The 15,179-nt window shown below is 60.5% G+C and carries 19 protein-coding genes; 16 read left to right on the forward strand and 3 right to left on the reverse strand.

Translation table 11 applies throughout. The annotated features are described in order from the left end of the window. The first annotated feature begins 4 nt into the window (after nucleotides 1-4). From ABK249_RS22860 to ABK249_RS22905, 10 genes are all read left to right on the forward strand, one after another. A complete protein-coding gene (locus ABK249_RS22860; protein WP_348864139.1) occupies nucleotides 5-979 on the forward strand; it encodes a DUF2184 domain-containing protein in 975 nt (324 codons plus the stop codon). An 11-nt stretch (nucleotides 980-990) separates the two neighbouring features. Continuing rightward, nucleotides 991-1,470 (forward strand): hypothetical protein, encoded by a 480-nt coding sequence (locus ABK249_RS22865; protein ID WP_348864140.1) that lies wholly within the window; start codon nucleotides 991-993, stop codon nucleotides 1,468-1,470. A gap of 51 nt (nucleotides 1,471-1,521) precedes the next feature. Beyond that, nucleotides 1,522-2,019 (forward strand): DnaT-like ssDNA-binding protein, encoded by a 498-nt coding sequence (locus ABK249_RS22870; RefSeq protein WP_348864141.1) that lies wholly within the window; start codon nucleotides 1,522-1,524, stop codon nucleotides 2,017-2,019. Next, nucleotides 2,019-2,381 (forward strand): hypothetical protein, encoded by a 363-nt coding sequence (locus ABK249_RS22875; RefSeq protein ID WP_348864142.1) that lies wholly within the window; start codon nucleotides 2,019-2,021, stop codon nucleotides 2,379-2,381. The genes ABK249_RS22870 and ABK249_RS22875 overlap by 1 nt, the downstream gene beginning before the upstream one ends. Then, on the forward strand, nucleotides 2,378-3,412 hold the full coding sequence (locus ABK249_RS22880) for a phage minor head protein (RefSeq protein ID WP_348864143.1): 1,035 nt from the start codon (nucleotides 2,378-2,380) through the stop codon (nucleotides 3,410-3,412). Before ABK249_RS22875 ends, ABK249_RS22880 begins: the two co-directional genes overlap by 4 nt. Beyond that, entirely contained in the window at nucleotides 3,412-3,858 is a 447-nt protein-coding gene (locus tag ABK249_RS22885; protein WP_348864144.1) for an HK97 gp10 family phage protein, read from the forward strand. Before ABK249_RS22880 ends, ABK249_RS22885 begins: the two co-directional genes overlap by 1 nt. A gap of 182 nt (nucleotides 3,859-4,040) precedes the next feature. After that, the gene (locus ABK249_RS22890) at nucleotides 4,041-4,472 is read left to right on the forward strand and encodes a phage tail terminator-like protein (RefSeq protein ID WP_348864145.1); all 432 of its coding nucleotides are present in this window, start codon (nucleotides 4,041-4,043) and stop codon (nucleotides 4,470-4,472) included. A 3-nt stretch (nucleotides 4,473-4,475) separates the two neighbouring features. Next, complete coding sequence (locus ABK249_RS22895) at nucleotides 4,476-4,967, forward strand: hypothetical protein (RefSeq protein WP_348864146.1); 492 nt, start codon at nucleotides 4,476-4,478, stop codon at nucleotides 4,965-4,967. 8 nt (nucleotides 4,968-4,975) lie between these two features. Further along, the gene (locus ABK249_RS22900; protein ID WP_348864148.1) at nucleotides 4,976-5,377 is read left to right on the forward strand and encodes a hypothetical protein; all 402 of its coding nucleotides are present in this window, start codon (nucleotides 4,976-4,978) and stop codon (nucleotides 5,375-5,377) included. A 74-nt stretch (nucleotides 5,378-5,451) separates the two neighbouring features. Continuing rightward, on the forward strand, nucleotides 5,452-5,709 hold the full coding sequence (locus tag ABK249_RS22905; RefSeq protein ID WP_348864149.1) for a phage tail assembly chaperone: 258 nt from the start codon (nucleotides 5,452-5,454) through the stop codon (nucleotides 5,707-5,709). A gap of 4 nt (nucleotides 5,710-5,713) precedes the next feature. On the opposite strand, the gene ABK249_RS22910 is transcribed toward ABK249_RS22905, so the two are convergent. Then, nucleotides 5,714-6,064, reverse strand: coding sequence for a hypothetical protein (locus tag ABK249_RS22910; RefSeq protein WP_348864150.1), 351 nt, complete (start codon nucleotides 6,062-6,064; stop codon nucleotides 5,714-5,716). Beyond that, nucleotides 6,061-6,459, reverse strand: coding sequence for a hypothetical protein (locus ABK249_RS22915; protein WP_348864151.1), 399 nt, complete (start codon nucleotides 6,457-6,459; stop codon nucleotides 6,061-6,063). Before ABK249_RS22915 ends, ABK249_RS22910 begins: the two co-directional genes overlap by 4 nt. A 58-nt stretch (nucleotides 6,460-6,517) precedes the next feature. On the opposite strand from ABK249_RS22915, the gene ABK249_RS22920 reads away from it, so the two are divergent. Genes ABK249_RS22920 through ABK249_RS22930 form a run of 3 tightly spaced genes read left to right on the forward strand, consistent with a single transcriptional unit; the run spans nucleotide 6,518 to nucleotide 9,883 of the window. Further along, nucleotides 6,518-8,635 carry a phage tail tape-measure protein gene (locus tag ABK249_RS22920; protein ID WP_348864152.1) on the forward strand — a complete coding sequence of 706 codons (2,118 nt, stop codon included), beginning with the start codon at nucleotides 6,518-6,520 and terminating at the stop codon, nucleotides 8,633-8,635. Continuing rightward, nucleotides 8,628-9,296 carry a hypothetical protein gene (locus ABK249_RS22925; RefSeq protein ID WP_348864153.1) on the forward strand — a complete coding sequence of 223 codons (669 nt, stop codon included), beginning with the start codon at nucleotides 8,628-8,630 and terminating at the stop codon, nucleotides 9,294-9,296. Before ABK249_RS22920 ends, ABK249_RS22925 begins: the two co-directional genes overlap by 8 nt. After that, nucleotides 9,293-9,883 (forward strand): DUF2163 domain-containing protein, encoded by a 591-nt coding sequence (locus ABK249_RS22930; RefSeq protein ID WP_348864154.1) that lies wholly within the window; start codon nucleotides 9,293-9,295, stop codon nucleotides 9,881-9,883. Before ABK249_RS22925 ends, ABK249_RS22930 begins: the two co-directional genes overlap by 4 nt. A 5-nt stretch (nucleotides 9,884-9,888) precedes the next feature. On the opposite strand, the gene ABK249_RS22935 is transcribed toward ABK249_RS22930, so the two are convergent. Continuing rightward, nucleotides 9,889-10,449 carry a hypothetical protein gene (locus ABK249_RS22935; protein ID WP_348864155.1) on the reverse strand — a complete coding sequence of 187 codons (561 nt, stop codon included), beginning with the start codon at nucleotides 10,447-10,449 and terminating at the stop codon, nucleotides 9,889-9,891. A 135-nt stretch (nucleotides 10,450-10,584) separates the two neighbouring features. Here ABK249_RS22935 and ABK249_RS22940 point away from each other — a divergent pair, with 135 nt between their 5' ends. The 3 genes from ABK249_RS22940 to ABK249_RS22950 are packed head-to-tail and all read left to right on the forward strand — an operon-like array spanning nucleotide 10,585 to nucleotide 15,171. Continuing rightward, a complete protein-coding gene (locus tag ABK249_RS22940) occupies nucleotides 10,585-10,998 on the forward strand; it encodes a DUF6950 family protein (RefSeq protein WP_348864156.1) in 414 nt (137 codons plus the stop codon). A 7-nt stretch (nucleotides 10,999-11,005) separates the two neighbouring features. Further along, nucleotides 11,006-13,669 (forward strand): phage tail tip fiber protein, encoded by a 2,664-nt coding sequence (locus ABK249_RS22945; protein ID WP_348864158.1) that lies wholly within the window; start codon nucleotides 11,006-11,008, stop codon nucleotides 13,667-13,669. Beyond that, nucleotides 13,666-15,171 carry a hypothetical protein gene (locus ABK249_RS22950; protein ID WP_348864159.1) on the forward strand — a complete coding sequence of 502 codons (1,506 nt, stop codon included), beginning with the start codon at nucleotides 13,666-13,668 and terminating at the stop codon, nucleotides 15,169-15,171. Before ABK249_RS22945 ends, ABK249_RS22950 begins: the two co-directional genes overlap by 4 nt. Nucleotides 15,172-15,179: the final 8 nt, after the last annotated feature.

Below are 15,179 nucleotides of genomic sequence, written 5' to 3' on the forward strand. Positions count from 1 at the left end.
CACCATGAACCAGATCGTCCGTCAGCCTTTCGCCGACGCGCAGGCAGCGTTACCCTTCGTGATCGCGCAGGGGCGCAACATCGAGACCCGCATCTACCAGCGGCGCTATCCGACGTTCAACTACGGCATGCATGTGCCCGTGGTTACGGAAGGCAACGCATGGGCGATCGGCACGACGTTCTTCACCGTCGATACGGCAGGTGAGGCGAAGTTCCTCTCCGGCGCCGGCACCGACATGCCGTTCAACCAGGCAACGAAGGACATGGCCAGCCATGACTTCGCGATGATCGGCTCCGGCTGGGAGTGGAACATCGAAGAGGTCAATCAGGCGGCGCTCTACGGCATCGATCTGAATGGCACCAAGGCCATGTCGGCTGCGGATAAGGTCGAGCGCCTGCTCAACTCGGTTGCCATGGTCGGCACCACCGAGAAGAACTGGACAGGCCTTGTCAACGACGCTGCCGTCTCTCGCGTCGATGTTGCCGCCGATGGCACCAGCTCGTCCACCTTCTGGTCTGCGAAGACCAATGACCAGATCCTCCGGGATATCAACGACCTGATCTCCAGCGTCCGCGAGAATACCTCCGAGGTCGAGTGGGTCGATACCCTGCGCCTGCCTCCGGAAGCGTTCCGGCTCATTGCCACCCGCCGCCTTGGCGCTGGTGACGGCCTCATGACGCTGCTGGAATACATCCGCCGCAACAACGTCTACACGGCGGAAACCGGGCAGCCGCTCGATATCCAGCCGCTCCGCGAGCTCGCGACGGCATCCCAGGACGGCGGCGGTCGCATGATGGTCTACCGGAAGGACGAGGAGGTGTTGAAATTCCACCTCCCCATGCCTCGCCGGGTGCTCCAGCCGCGCCAGAAGTCCATCATGGGCTTCGAAACCGGCATCATCGCGCGTACCGGCGGGACGGAAATCCGTCTTCCGGGCGCGATGGCCTATGGTGACGAGATCACCGACGTTCCGGCTTGAGGAGAACCGTCATGAAGGTGACCAACAACAGCAAGGCCATGCAGGGCGTCCAAACCCTGCATGGCGTCCGTTACGTGAAGCCGGGCGAGACGAAGGAACTGGCGATGACTGCCGCTCAGGTGGATCGCGCCAATCGTCTTGGATTCCTCTCTCTCGAAGGTGACCCGGCGGAAGACCAACGCCCTGTCGTCTCAGGGGCGGTCCCGGATGGCGCCGATGGCGTCTACCTTCCAGCCAGCGAGTTCAACGCGATGCGAGAGGCATTCGAAGAACTCCGCGCGGAAAATACCGAACTGCGCAAGAAGCTGGCGGATGGGTCCAAGGATGAGGACGGCCCGAAAGGTCCGTTCGAGGTCAAGGAGACGTCGCCCGGCTGGTATGGGGCATTCGATGCGAAGGGTGAGCAGGTCGGCAACAAGATGCGCGCCGATGATGCAGAAGCCTTCAAGGCGATGAGCCAGGCAGAGCAGGAACAGCTTCTCGCAAAGTGAGCACCACCCCGGCGGGACACTGCCGGGTCAACCATTCCATCGGAGATAGACATGGCTGGATACGGCGATATTGCAGGCTTCACGGCTTATGCTACGGCGGCCGGCTATGTCTTCCCCGATGGCACGAGCGATGCCCAGAAGACCGCGGCGCTTCAACGTGGTTCTCTGGTGATCGATCGGTACGAGCCGAAGTTCACGGGCATGAGGACCGGCGGATACGCCCAGGAGCGCGCATGGCCGCGCACCGGCGCCACGACCTATTACGGGGAGGCTATCCCGTCGAACGTCATCCCCGATCCGATCGTGAACGCTGCATATGAAGCGGCCTTTCTCGAACTCACGAACCCGGGCAGCCTGTCGCCGGTGGTGACCGGATCCTCGACTGTCAAGCGCGAAAAGGTCGGGCAGCTGGAGGTAGAGTATCAGCAGACCGCAACGGACCTGACGCCTGCCGAATTGGCAGCGCTCGCCACGCCGGTCGTCACGGTGATCGATGGGCTGCTGTGGCCGTTTCTCGTGCCAAGCATACCTTGGGCGCTGGTGGTCTGATGGCGAACGCCCTCTACACCCGCCTGCAGGCCACCGCAGACCGTCTGCTCAAGTCATATGGGCAAACCGGCACCATCAAGCGCACGTCGCCTCCCGACCCGGTTTTTGGCGGCGATCCCATCGTGCTGACCTATCCGGCGAAGCTGGTGCCTATGACCTATGACCAGCGGTACATTGACGGGACGAACATCCTGACCAGCGATCGGCAGATTTACATCAGCAGTGTTGGCCTCGCGATCGTGCCCCAGGTCGGTGACATCGCAACGGCCGGCGGCGTGGACTTCCACATCGTGAACGCAGACCCGAACAACTACGACGGCGTGACGAACGTCGTTTTCATCGTGCAAGGCCGGATGGCATGACCTTTGACGAGCTGTTCGACCAATATGAGCCCAGGCTTGCGGCCGCGTTCCGCGAGAGCATCGAGGCCATTAAGTCGAGCATAGTTTTGGCGCGCGTGGTCGAGCGCCTGGAGCGCGGAGACATTCTCGGCGCTATCGAAGCGATGGAGCTTGATCCGGAGGCATTCTCCGCGTTGGAGATCGCCCTTCAGGAGGCGTTCAATGCGGGCGGCATCAACGTGCTCGAGGAGCTGCCGTCCAAAGGGCCGGACGGCGCTCGGGTGGTCTGGCGCTTCGGCGTCCGCAATCCGGAGGCAGAGCGCATCCTTCGGGAGCTCTCCTCGACGATGGTGACGCACATCACCGAAGACCAGCGGCAGGGCGTGCGCCAGGCTCTCGAAAATGGCCTTGCCAGAGGGCTCAATCCGCGCGCCACCGCACTCGACGTCGTCGGCCGACAGAACCGTGTCACCGGCCGGAGAGAAGGCGGTGTCATCGGCCTGACGCGACATCAGATCGAATACATCGAGCGGGCGAGGGTGAACCTCACCTCCGGCGATCCCAAGCTGATGCGGCAGTACCTCGAGCTGAAGACACGGGACCGGCGCTTTGACCGCACTGTCCTCGCTGCCATTCGGGACGAGCGGCCGGTCCCGCCTGACATGCTGCGGAAGATCATCGCAAGGCTTAACGACCGCAATCTGTTGCTCCGGGGCGAGATGCTGGCGCGAACCGAAACCATGATGGCGCTCGGTTCTGCCCGGGACAATGCCATCCGGCAGCAAATCGACGCCGGCAAGATCGAGGCCCAGGACGTGACGAAGGTCTGGCGCTCGGCAGGAGACAATCGGGTCCGCCATACCCACCGCGTGCTGAACGGCAAGAGCGTCGGAGTTGATGAGGCCTTCCAAAGCCCATCCGGAGCAATGCTAAGCTATCCCGGCGATCCGCAGGCTCCGATCAGTGAGACAAGCGGTTGCCGGTGCCGGCTTCAATACAAGGTTGACTACATCGGCTCTGTCGTCCGCAGGTATCGTGCCGAGGCTGCCTGATGGCCAAGCTATCTTTCTCTGCCCAGGTGGCGGCCTTCGCCGAGAAGGTGCCGGGCGCCGTCGAATCTGTTTTCAAGGAGAGCGTGCAGGAAGTCTCGGAGGAGATGCTGAAGCCGACGCGCGAGGGTGGCCGTATGCGCGTCGATACTGGCTTTCTGAGGGCCTCGGCGCTTGCATCAACCACGGCGATGCCGCGCATTATCGCCGGCTCTGGTCCAGTGGAAGGGCAGGCATACCCGTTCGACTTCGCCCAGATCGAGGCGGTGATCGCAGGATCCGAGATTACGGATACGATCTATGTCGGCTTCACGGCTGGCTACGCGGCACATCGAGAGTTCGGCGCCAATGGCCAACCGCCCGATGCGTTCGTCCGCTCAGCGGCCCAGCAATGGCAGCCTATTGTCAATCGGAAGGCTGCTGATCTGAAGCGTCGCCTTGGGCTGTAGCATCTATCTTCTTGAGCAGCGCGGCTTGGAGTGTCGTGAGAACATGCCGAGCGGTTCGAAGGGCTGTGTCGCCGTGTTTGGTTTCGCCCTCCGTTCCCAACAGGCTGAGAAACGCCTGATGCAGGCGATCGTAAACTTCGCTGTCGGTGAGTGGCGGCTTTTCGGACATAGGTAATCGGTACATGGCGGCGAACACGGACGCAACGATCTTTACTGCGCTCGTCACGCATCTACAGGGGCTTGTCTTCACGCCTGCGCTGCCCATTGCCGGCGCGAACGTGACCTTTCCGCCTGCAGGGCAACCGACGCCGAGCAAGTACCTTCGGCTGGCGTTCCTGCCGAACCGGCCGATCCCGTACCCGATCGGTGACGACCCAGAACCGCGGCAAGGCATCCTTCAGGTGTCGGTCATCTGGCCGAAGGGAAGTGGCATTATCGATCCGCTGAACGTCGCCGGGCAGATCATCGACCACTTCAAGAACCAGACCCTATTCGCCACTGGTGTGAAGATCACGATCAGCAGCGAGCCTTGGGCCGTCGGCCCGCTCATCGAGGACGCATCAGTCCAGATACCCGTCACCATCCCTTACATCGCCTTTCCACAGGAGGCTTGAGCCATGGCGAACAAAAGTACGAAGAAGGGCAGCAAGGTCTACGTCTGCGCCACTGCCCAGAATGAAGATCTCGATCAGGCAGGCTTTGAAGGCCTTCTCTGGGTTCAGGTCGGCAAGGTTGGCAACACCGGTGACTTCGGTGCCGATTCCACCATGAACTCGTACAACACCTTGGACGAGGCCGTGACGCAGAAGCAGAAGGGCACCGCCAATGCCGGCGATCCCCAGATTGAAGTCGCCGACATTGCGGACGATGCCGGCCAGGTGATCCTCCGCACGTTCGGCGATCCGCTGAACCAGAACAACATGGCCATCAAGTTCGAACGGAACGACAAGCCTGAAGCCGGCTGGTCGAATACGATCCTCTACAGCCGCGGCGTCGTTTCGGGCCCGCTGTATCCCGGCGGCGGTTCCGACGACTTCGAACTCGCCCGCTACACGATCGGCCTCAACCAGCTCCCGATCCGCGTCAATCCCGCAGACCTGACCCCGTAAGGTGATCCATGGATATTTCCAAGCTCGTCAACTCCGAAGACCTGTTCGAACTGAAGCTCGTCGATCCGGCGACCGAGGAACCGCTCGGCATAAGCTTCATGATCCGCTCCTCCGAGAGCAACGAGGTCAAGAAGATCGTCCGGCAGCATTCCGACAAGTTCCTCGCCAGCCGGAAGAAGAAGCTGACCACCGACAAGGTCGAGGCTGAATATCTCGATCGCGCCGCCGCTTCCGTCGCCTCCTGGGATTGGGGCGGGCACACGTGGAAGGGCGAGAAGCCCGAACTCACCTTCGAGAAGGCGCGCGAGGTCGTCGAGGAGGCCGGCTGGATCTACGATCAGGTCTCGGCGGCCAGTGAGGACCGCGCAAATTTTACGAAGAGCTCGGAGAAAGGCTCTGCGAAGCCGTAGCCATCACGGCACGGTACGACAGCATCAAGGACAAGGAAGGCGACACCCGGCGCGAGCGGAACGAAGCTTTCGAAGTGGAAAGCCCGGAGGCTGACATTCCGGACGCCGGCGTCTTCCTGTGGGATTGGTTCTGGGAGATCAGGGCAGGACAGGCGTCAGGGTTCAACGGCGCCAACCCTGTCTCCAATGCCGAGCTCCTGGCGTGGATCCAGATCACCGGCAATATCCTTCGGCGGGAGGAAGTTGCGATCATCCGCGACATGGATAGCCGGTATGTGGGCGAGATCGATAAGGAAGCAGAAGCAATAAGGGAGCGGGAATCTGCGGATTAAGAACCTATCGAAGTTCGTCTTTTAAAGAGCCGGCGAGGTCTCCGCACATTTTTTCGTTGAACAAGCTGAACGGTCCCGTTTCCTTCTCTTGCGGCTTTTCGCGAATGAGTTTGGCAATTTCCTCCGCGCGACCATTTGGATCGGCGACATTCGCCTTTGCGAGAAAGCGAGCGAACGCCTCCTTCGCGTCGGCAAATAATTCTGGCCGATCAAGACGCTTGTCGCACCCGTCCGCAAATGCCAGTCTCATGGCTGCCTTTTCAAGGCTTTCTGTCATTTCTGGAGGTACATTGATAGGGTCTGCCATAGCAGGAACCGCTGTCAGCAAGGTTACGGCGAAGAGACATTCCTTCATCGGAATTCTTCCTTCGATCCATCTTCATACAGGACCGCGGAGACGCAAACTGTTGTTGTTACGTCCTGAGGTCTAACCTTGACTAATCGCGCGGCGCTCCAGCTGCCCTTCTCTTCGATATCTCCATTGGCTGGTATCGTGACGTCTGGATCGATGGCAAGCCTGGCGATGTCATCGCCGAACGGGTCGATAAATATCGCAGCCGCCTTGACCATTCGGATTTGCTTGTCTGTCTTGTTGCCGATTTTCAATCGGACACTCACGCTCCCATAGTCACCGGGAGATGCGGACCACTCCTTGAGCGCGAGAATTTCTGAACTCGCGCTGCCGCATTTGTCATCAGCCGCAGCGCTCCCAGCCGCAAGCATAGCGGCAACAATCAGAACATATCGCATTCCCAGTCCCCCACATGATGTCGTGACGATATCGCAGGATTCGACAAAAGGTAAAGCCATGGCAGACATTGCGCAGCTTGGCATCGAGGTGACAAACCGGGGCGTCAAGGAGAATACGGACGGCCTGAATAAGCTTTCTGGCGCCGCAGCTCGGGCAGAAGCCGCAACGGAGGGATTGGCGGGAGCCAATCGTGGCGCGACCGGCGCCGCTGCATCCGCCGCTCAAGCCTATGCTCGCGAAGGGGCCGCCGCTCAGTCAGCATCCCGCCAGATCGAAATGATGAACCGGGCCGCGAACAGCAATATCGCGGGTCGCCGTGGCAACATTGTCAACCTCGCTGCACAGGTTCAGGACTCTATTATCAGCGCACAGGCAGGCATGGCCGCCCTCACCATCGGTTTCCAGCAGGGTACGCAGGCAGCAATGGTGCTCGCCGCGATGGATAAGCCGATCCAGGGACTGACGCAGGCATTTGCGATGGTCCTGTCGCCGGTCTCTCTCGTCACCATTGCGGTTATCACGCTGGGCGCGGCTCTGATCCAGATGGTCAATTGGGGCAAGCTCGCATCCTCCACTCTGCGAGGCGTGGCACAAGTGCTCGATGACATCGCGCCATATGCTGCCACCGCCGCTGCTGCAATCGCGCTGATCTATGCACCGACGATCATTGGCGGCATCATCTCGCTCATCGCCTGGCTTGGCCGTCTGGTTGTTCAACTCGGCGCCGTGGCGAGCGCATTCTTGATCGCGAATCCCGCTGCGCTCTTCATCGCGGGCGTGACCGCAGCCATCGCCGCCGTCGTCATCTTCCGAGACGAACTTACCAGAATGCTTGGTTTTGACGTGGTCGATGCCGCCAAACGGGGCGCAAACCTTGTCATAGGGTCGTTTGTCGCGGCCTTCCATGACCTGCAGTTTGTCTGGAAGCAGTTTCCGAACATTCTGGGCTCGGCAGCCATTGGCGCGGCGAATGCCGCCATTGGGGCTATCCAGAAAATGATCAACGCCGCATCCAGTATGCTTAATAGCCTGATCCAGAGTGTGAACGGAGCGTTGGGTAACCTGCCTGGCGGGTTTCAAATCAGCGAAATCGGCAAGGTCGACTTCGGTGCGATCGACAACCCATATGCGGCCGCACTCTCGTCGGCCGTAGACGACCGCAACAAGATCGTCTCACGGGATCTGAGCACTGATTGGATCGGCCAAATTGGTACCGGTATATCGTCTGCGGCTAGCAAGGGGACAGCTGCACTGAAGGATCTTGCCGGCTGGATGGACAAAGTCGACGAGAAGACGAAGAAGAGGGGCGGCAAGACCGAAGCTGAGAAGTACGACGACATCGTCGACGGCGCGAACCGCCGCATTGCATCCCTTCAGGCGGAGCGGGATGCCCTCGGCCTCACCGAGCAGGCAGCGCTTAAACTGCGGTATGAGCAGGATCTTCTAAATCAAGCGCAGGCGCGAGGAATTGGCTTGACCAGCTCGCAGCGGGTGGAGCTATCGAACCTCGCAGAGCGGATGGCTTCGCTCGAATACGGCACGGAGAAGATCCGTGAGCAGATGGAGTTCGCAAAGGACACCACGCGAGGCTTCCTCGATGACTTCCGCTCCGGGCTTGAGAACGGCGAAAGCGTCTGGAAGTCTTTCGGCAACGCCGCGCTCGGCGTGCTTGATCGGATTACCGACAAGCTGCTGAATGATGTGCTCGACGCCGTTTTCAAGGTGAGCAACGCCAGCAGCGGCGGAGGCGGGTTGTTCGGCATCGTCGGTAATCTGCTCGGCTTTGGCGGAACCAGTTCATCGGCGCCATCTTGGCTCAACAACGGTTTCGACGCATCCCCGATGGCGAAATATGCCTCAGGCACGCCGTCGGCGCGTCCCGGTGTTGCATGGGTCGGTGAGAAAGGCCCTGAACTTGTCCGCTTCAAGGGCGGTGAGGAGGTAGTCCCAAACCATCGCATTTTCCCGGCCGCAAACCGGAATGCCTCCGCGGCCATCGGCTCGCAGGCGAGCTCTCAACCCCGCGAGATCGTCCTTCGCGTGATCGGTGAGGAGGGGCCGATGTTCCGTCCCACGATCCGGTCGGAAAGCCAGGATGTGGCGGTGACTGTTGTGCAGGAGAACAACAAGGCGAGGGAGAACCTCTATCAGAACGGTGAGGCTCAGTATGGCTGATCCTATTCCGCTCCCTACGTTCGGAGGTGGTCGGCGCGACTGGACCGAGTGCAAATTCGATCCGATCCAGCCGCGCGATACCAACCAGATGGAAGGGAGGCGCACCGAGGCGCAGACCTTCGGCACGCCCTATTGGGTGGCTCGCTATGTCGCAAAGCCGCTCCTGCGCACCGAGTATGGCGTTATGGATGCCTTCATGATGCAGGCAGGCGATGACGGCGAAACGTTCCTTGCCTATGACGCCTTCCGCCCGCGCCCGATAGCCCATGACACCGGTCGACCTCTCTCCGGGACGAGAGCCACAGGAGGGGCGTTCAACGGGCAAGCCAACCTTCAGGCGATCGCCAATAGCCGCACGATCGTTGTGTCGGGGCTGCCGGCCGGATTTGTTCTTTCGCCTGGCGATTATGTTGAGGTCCGGAAATCGGCGCTGGTACGATCTCTCCACCGGATCATGGCGGCGGCAACATCGGACGCCGGTGGTGTGGTGACGCTCTCGATCAAGTACGGGCTCGACACTGGGATATTCCACGTCGCCGACACCGTCCATTTCGAAAAGCCGTCGTGCACCATGCAGATCGATCCCGGTAGCTATGACGGGACGAAATCATGGGCGAGCCGATCGCCGTCTTTCACCGCGACTGAGGTGTTCTTCTCATGAGCGTTCTTGATCCTGATGTTGAGGCGCTGGTCGACAGCGGTCGGTTACGCCGCCTCGACCTGATCCGTTTTGACCTGCCGGGAAAGACGGTCGGGTATCACCGCGGAGGAAGGCCGTACACCTACAATGGCTTGACCTATCTTCCGAACCGCTTCCTGCAGTTGGGGAGCATGTCGAGTGCGGTGGGGACGGCGATCACAACGCGCACGATCGTCTTTTCCAACATCCCAGTCGCCAATCCAGACGACGCGGTCGCTCAAATCGAGAGCTACAACTACCAGAACGCTCCCGTCATCGTCTCGCATCTCGCCGGCGATCCTGACTCGGATCAGGTCGTCGGTGTACTTGCTTCCTCGATCTACGAGATCGACCAGGTGCGCTTCAACGAAGGGGCAGTTTCCGGTTCCGAGCGTTCCCTGACGCTGTCGATCGACCTGCAGCCGCCGGGACGATCTGCTCGCGGATCGACGGGCGTCAAGCGCTCCCTGGCCGAGCAGCAGTTCGATAATCTCGCGACCGACACCGGTCTCGAATATGTCGCAACCAATGCCGCGATCCCCGAGGAATGGGGACAGGTCAGCCGATAGGAAGCTTAATTTCTCCTATCGGAAAGCTGGCCTACTGCTCGCTCAAAAGCTCCAAGTAGCTCCAAGGATTGGTCAAGAACGGTACCGAATGTTTCTTCGCCGGCGAACCACCGGTTGATGCGGTTTGCGAATGCAGCGAAATCAGGAATTACGCGGTCTCTCAACTCGTTTCCGACTTCGGGATCATATTGAGTTGCCAAGAGAGTCCATGTGCGTAAGGCGCCGAGGCTCCCGACGATACCGTCTGACAGCGTCTTATATTCCAAGAAGTCATGCAGCGCCAAATTCATCGGAGATTGGCCGTACTGGAATGGCCTCGCAAGCACATCTTGTTGTTGTGACTGCTGCCGCGCGAGAAACCTGATGAGCTGTTGGACGCTCCGGGAGCAGTCCTGGAGGCTATTTCTTAGGTGGTGCCTGATGTTCCCGACATGGTTCTCGCTTGGTCTGATGCGAAGGAAGGGTGTCGCCGCCTGAACCAGAGTTCCGATAGCCGCAACCGCCGCCACGGCCAGTGAGGTCAATTCCCATGGGTCTGGATCAATAGGTTCCAGATCTCTATTCATCTTTCCTCCAAAGGTGCCTCATGAATTTGGATGTTGTTCTGTTCATCGTCATCAGCTTCAACGCACTGATGACGTTCGTAAATCTCTATTTTTCGTTGCGAAACGCTAAGCGCAACAGACGCTAGAGTCGAGTCCATGAACCGTTTCCGTATTGTCGAAGCAACGCTCGCGCGTGAGCTTACGAACCCCTATGCCTATGGCACGCCCGACAAGTCCGACTGCTTCATGATGGGCTGTGCCCTGGTTGATGCACTCGAGGGAACGCAGATCGCCCGCAAGTACGCCGGCGCCTACAAGACTCTTGTGGGTGCGCAACGGGCGCTCCGGAAGCGTGGTTTCAAGAGCCTTATCGACTTCTGGGCCGTGGAATTGGGGCGCCCGTCCGTCGGCGCCGCAGAAGCCCGCTTCGGCGATATCGTCATCCTCCGCCTTGCCGATGGCGCCGAACACGTCGGCGTCTGCCTGGGCACGCGCTTCGTCACCAAGACCGAGAAAGGCCGAGAAGATCACGGCCTTTCCGATGTCGTCGCAGCCTTTCACATTGGGTAAGCTTTAGATGGCGATTTTCACTGCGATCGGCACGGCGATTGCCGGCGCGCTGTTTGCTGGCTCGGCTTTGGCCGCGACCGTCATCAGCGGCGCTCTGGCATTCGGCACCAATCTGGCCATCAGTTATCTGAAACGGCCGAAAAAGCGAAAGTACACCGCCGTCCAAGGGGAAACTCAATACGGAGGCGACGTACCCGTCGGCACGCTATACGGGACCGGTCCCACCAAAGGGCAGCGGCTTTTCTATGCCAAGTATGGCAGCGGCAACAAAGTCAATGTCGAGGTCTTCGCCCTGGCGAATGGCTGGTGCGACGGGCTCGAACCGTACGTCTATTTCTACGGCAAGAAGCTGAGCCTGGTAGAGGCCACAATCCCAGGCAACCATGTCGCGGCGTATCGAGTCCAAGGGTTCGGAACCGACATCCTGATCCTGTTCTTCGACGGCAGACCGGGGCAGGGGGTAGAGACCAATCTCGTTACCAACACTGGATCGCTGGGGCAGACGTGGAAATCCACCAGCGTTCTCGCGGGCATTTGCTACGCCGTCGTCTATCGAACCTATAACGGCGATCTCTTCGCGCAGGGAAAGCCCGAATTCCAGTTCGTGCTGCGCGGCCTGCGGGAATACGATCCCCGCAAGGATTCGACTGTCGCCGGCGGATCGGGACCGCACCGCATAGACGATCCGTCGACCTGGGAACACACACTGAACCCGGCGGTCCATCGGCTGAATTATCAGCTTGGCCTCCGGGCGATGGTATCCGGCCGAACGCTGATCGGGGAAGGTAAAAGCCTCGGGCAACTCGATCTTGCCACCTATTTCGTCGCCATGAACGTGTGCGACACCCTGCGGACGGATGGCAAGAAGACCTATCAGTGCTCGCTCTGGGTGACCGGGGAGGATGATCACACCGAGATCCTGAAGGAGTTCGACGACGCGATGGCCGGCTATGGCCTGAACCGTCGCGGCCTCTCGGGTGTCATCGCAGGCGCTCCGCAAATCCCGGTGCTTGAAATCACGGCCGACGACATCCCGATCGATCGGGCGAAAGACATCCAATATCGGAAATCCGCATTCGACCGGCACAACTACCTGTCCGGCCAATACACCTCCATCGACCTCATGTGGCAGCCGGACAGCCTGAAGCCGATTTATGTCAACGCTGACGTGGCGGCAGACGGTCGAAAGCGGCAGGCATCGAATGATTTCCTTCAGGTCTCCGATCCCGACCTGGCGCAATACCTGCTAACCATTCGCTATCGCCAGAACCGAAAGGGCGGGACCGTAACTCTGCCGGTCAGCCGCCGGGTCGGCCTCAAAGTGCAGGAGGGCGAGTGGGTCGTCTGGCGCGGTCGAGAGTGGATGATATCGGACTGGCTGGCGGACGAACAATTCCGGATCACCCTGAAACTGACCGAGACCGGCGCGGATATCTACGATGACGAGGATATCGAGCCGGGGCCGGTCGTTATCCCGCCAACGCCGCCGATCAACCCATCTCTGCTCTCTACGGTGCAGAATTTCAACGTCGAAGCAGGGCTGATCACTGGCGCAGCCGGCTATCAGATCCCGGTGCTCGAATTCACCTGGACCCCGCCGGGCGATCCCAGCATCACGGCCATTCGGTTCTTCTATCAAGTCGACGGGACGACTGAGCTTTTCGAAGATCAGTCAAGCGATCCGGAGAGCGGGATGTTCCGGACCGACAAGAACGTTGTTTCTGGAAAAGTCTATGTCGCTCGGGCCACGATCACGACCGTTCCGGACCGGTTGAAGACGTTCACCCCTTGGGTTTCGACAGACGATCCGACCGGGAATTTCACATCGCCATACAACGGCGTCACCGGGTTCGATCAGCTCGCCGACGATCTCAAGGATTATCAGGACTGGCTTGGTTCCGGCCGGCGGGAAATCCTCGAAAAGCTCGAGGAGATCAGCCTCATCGTTGCCGATCAGGATCTCGGCAACGCGGTCGAGCGCCAGCAGCTCCGCGAACAGCTGACGGCGACGCGGGAGGACATCACCGCGGAATACATGCGGCAGGTCGAGATCCTGGTGTCGGCTGATACGGCGCTCGCCAGCTCGATCACCAGCCTGACGACAAGCTTCAACGGTTTTCAGTCGAGCGTCACGCAGTCGCTGGCATCTCTGTCGTCTGCCGATCAGGCCCTGGCCCTGAGTGTTGAGGAACTGGAGGCTTCGGTCTTCGATCCGGCGACGGGTTTGCCATCTGTGGCATCGGCGGTCTCTGCCCTGCAGGCACAGGTCAGTACGATCGACGGCGAGCTGACGGCCGTCTCGGATGCGGTGACCGATCTGGAAGCGTCAGTCGGGAATTTCTCGGCGTCGGGCCGCTTCCGGACGACCGTGGAAGCGACGCCCTCCGGCGCGCTGGCGCGGATCGGTCTCAGCGTCGCGGCCACCGATGGCGGGGCAACGTCGGCCGCCGCCATGTACCTCGACGCACTGGCCGGCGGGCTGAGCCGAGTGGCGTTCGAGGCCGATCAGTTCATCGTCGTGGCGGGTGGCAACCTGAACAATCCTTTCGTGGTCGACGGGGCGGCGATCCGCATGAACGTCGCCAATATCGGCACGGTAAATGCCGGCACGATCAACTTCGGCAATGGTCGCGTCATCATCGACGCGAACGGAATCGAGGTCAGCTCATGACCAGGATGAGGATCGGCATCGACTACGAGGGCGTCTCCTGCGTGAAGATCACCAAGGGAACCCTGCCGCCCCGCACGACGCTCGACAGCAATCGGCAGGCGTTCCTCTACAATACCAAGTGGGAAAAGAACGTCCGCGCGCTGGCGCTTGAGCGGGCGCCCTATACAAGCGGCGGCGGGGTCGAGCCGGCCGGCTCGAGTATCAGCAGCTCGAACCACTATTGGTACACGGTGACCGGCAGCGTGGTGACGCACGTCTACAAGCCGTCCCGGTATACCTCGCTCGATTACCTGATGCCGCTCGTCGACGTGAAGCCGGTTTCGTCATCGACGCTGAGATATCTGGAGGCTCAATTCGTCCAGAGCAGCTTCGGTTATCAACAGCGCGGCCAGCGCTGGGAGCTGATCCGCCCCAGCGTCTACAAGGACTATCGGGATATCTCGGTCGCGTACGGGAATGTGCTCGTGCCCTATTGCTGGCTGTTCACCAACGACTATGCCTCGGAGTTCAACGGCCGGCGCTTCTATAGCGTTGTCTGGAACCTGCCCGGCGACGAAACCGAGCTTGTCGATCCGCCGGCCGTGGCGCCGGTTCCGGGGCAAAAGACGATCCAGATCAACGCGAGCCACTGCCGCGCTGCCAAGCCCGGCTATGACGTGCGCACCGCCACCCCGTCGCAGCTCGCCTTCGACAGCTCGAACCGCCCGGTAAAGATCGTCCGTGCGGCCGATATCGCCGTGCCTTCCGGCGCCAGTGAATACGATCTCGGCATGACCTTGCCCGTCAACACGGTCATTGACCTGCACCTCTACAAGGGCGGCACGATCTATTATCCGCTCAACCCGGCCGATACGAGCTTCGGTGTCCAGTATTGGCTCGAAGGCACCAAGATCAAATTCTCGAACGGCAGTGACGCCTGCCGCGCGCGCTTCATGGTGCTCGCCTTCGACGACACGCCGCCGACCGCCGGCAGCAACAAGGTGTTCCGACAGTTCGTGGAGGGTGGCCAGAACGTCATACAGCTTCTGCGGCCCGGCTCGGCCGACCCGGTCGCCTTCGCCGATGTCGTCGTCGACAGCCGCTGGCCGGCCCTGCAGCTTCTGGCGGAGGATTACATCCCGGTCACCGCCAACGGGCATCAGACCTATAGCGTGCCGATCGATGGCGCCGGCATGTTCCTGTTCGTCAAGTTCCGCACTGTCCATGGCGGGGCTGGCAATCCGGCTGTGAACGGCTCCTATGCCAAGGCGGTTCGTCAGCCGCAGGTGGCATTCTATTCGGCCAATGGCGTCAGCGGCTTCAGCGTCAGCGGCATTACCGGCGACAGCGCCTATTGCACTCTGACGGACAGCCAGGTCGTCTTTCATACGCATCGAGGCGCGCCAGTCCGGGCGTATTTCAACGACCTCCAAGCACTCGACAGCAACCAGGTCAGCTACGACTACGACGGCGCGCCCATTCTGGGCATCCGCTACTACGTGTTCGGACTGGCCCAGCCATGAGGATCCCC

This window comes from Neorhizobium phenanthreniclasticum (assembly GCF_040066075.1).
GTDB classification, from domain to species: domain Bacteria; phylum Pseudomonadota; class Alphaproteobacteria; order Rhizobiales; family Rhizobiaceae; genus Neorhizobium; species Neorhizobium petrolearium.

Bases quoted from the DNA above. Each gene is read 5' to 3' on its own strand.
- ABK249_RS22875 (WP_348864142.1), top strand. From the start codon at position 2,019: ATGGCGAACGCCCTCTACACCCGCCTGCAGGCCACCGCAGACCGTCTG.
- ABK249_RS22895 (WP_348864146.1), top strand. From the start codon at position 4,476: ATGGCGAACAAAAGTACGAAGAAGGGCAGCAAGGTCTACGTCTGCGCC.
- ABK249_RS22920 (WP_348864152.1), top strand. From the start codon at position 6,518: ATGGCAGACATTGCGCAGCTTGGCATCGAGGTGACAAACCGGGGCGTC.
- ABK249_RS22950 (WP_348864159.1), top strand. From the start codon at position 13,666: ATGACCAGGATGAGGATCGGCATCGACTACGAGGGCGTCTCCTGCGTG.
- ABK249_RS22870 (WP_348864141.1), top strand. From the start codon at position 1,522: ATGGCTGGATACGGCGATATTGCAGGCTTCACGGCTTATGCTACGGCG.
- ABK249_RS22915 (WP_348864151.1), bottom strand. From the start codon at position 6,459: ATGCGATATGTTCTGATTGTTGCCGCTATGCTTGCGGCTGGGAGCGCT.
- ABK249_RS22865 (WP_348864140.1), top strand. From the start codon at position 991: ATGAAGGTGACCAACAACAGCAAGGCCATGCAGGGCGTCCAAACCCTG.
- ABK249_RS22860 (WP_348864139.1), top strand. From the start codon at position 5: ATGAACCAGATCGTCCGTCAGCCTTTCGCCGACGCGCAGGCAGCGTTA.
- ABK249_RS22910 (WP_348864150.1), bottom strand. From the start codon at position 6,064: ATGAAGGAATGTCTCTTCGCCGTAACCTTGCTGACAGCGGTTCCTGCT.
- ABK249_RS22880 (WP_348864143.1), top strand. From the start codon at position 2,378: ATGACCTTTGACGAGCTGTTCGACCAATATGAGCCCAGGCTTGCGGCC.
- ABK249_RS22925 (WP_348864153.1), top strand. From the start codon at position 8,628: ATGGCTGATCCTATTCCGCTCCCTACGTTCGGAGGTGGTCGGCGCGAC.
- ABK249_RS22930 (WP_348864154.1), top strand. From the start codon at position 9,293: ATGAGCGTTCTTGATCCTGATGTTGAGGCGCTGGTCGACAGCGGTCGG.
- ABK249_RS22900 (WP_348864148.1), top strand. From the start codon at position 4,976: ATGGATATTTCCAAGCTCGTCAACTCCGAAGACCTGTTCGAACTGAAG.
- ABK249_RS22890 (WP_348864145.1), top strand. From the start codon at position 4,041: ATGGCGGCGAACACGGACGCAACGATCTTTACTGCGCTCGTCACGCAT.
- ABK249_RS22885 (WP_348864144.1), top strand. From the start codon at position 3,412: ATGGCCAAGCTATCTTTCTCTGCCCAGGTGGCGGCCTTCGCCGAGAAG.
- ABK249_RS22945 (WP_348864158.1), top strand. From the start codon at position 11,006: ATGGCGATTTTCACTGCGATCGGCACGGCGATTGCCGGCGCGCTGTTT.
- ABK249_RS22935 (WP_348864155.1), bottom strand. From the start codon at position 10,449: ATGAATAGAGATCTGGAACCTATTGATCCAGACCCATGGGAATTGACC.
- ABK249_RS22940 (WP_348864156.1), top strand. From the start codon at position 10,585: ATGAACCGTTTCCGTATTGTCGAAGCAACGCTCGCGCGTGAGCTTACG.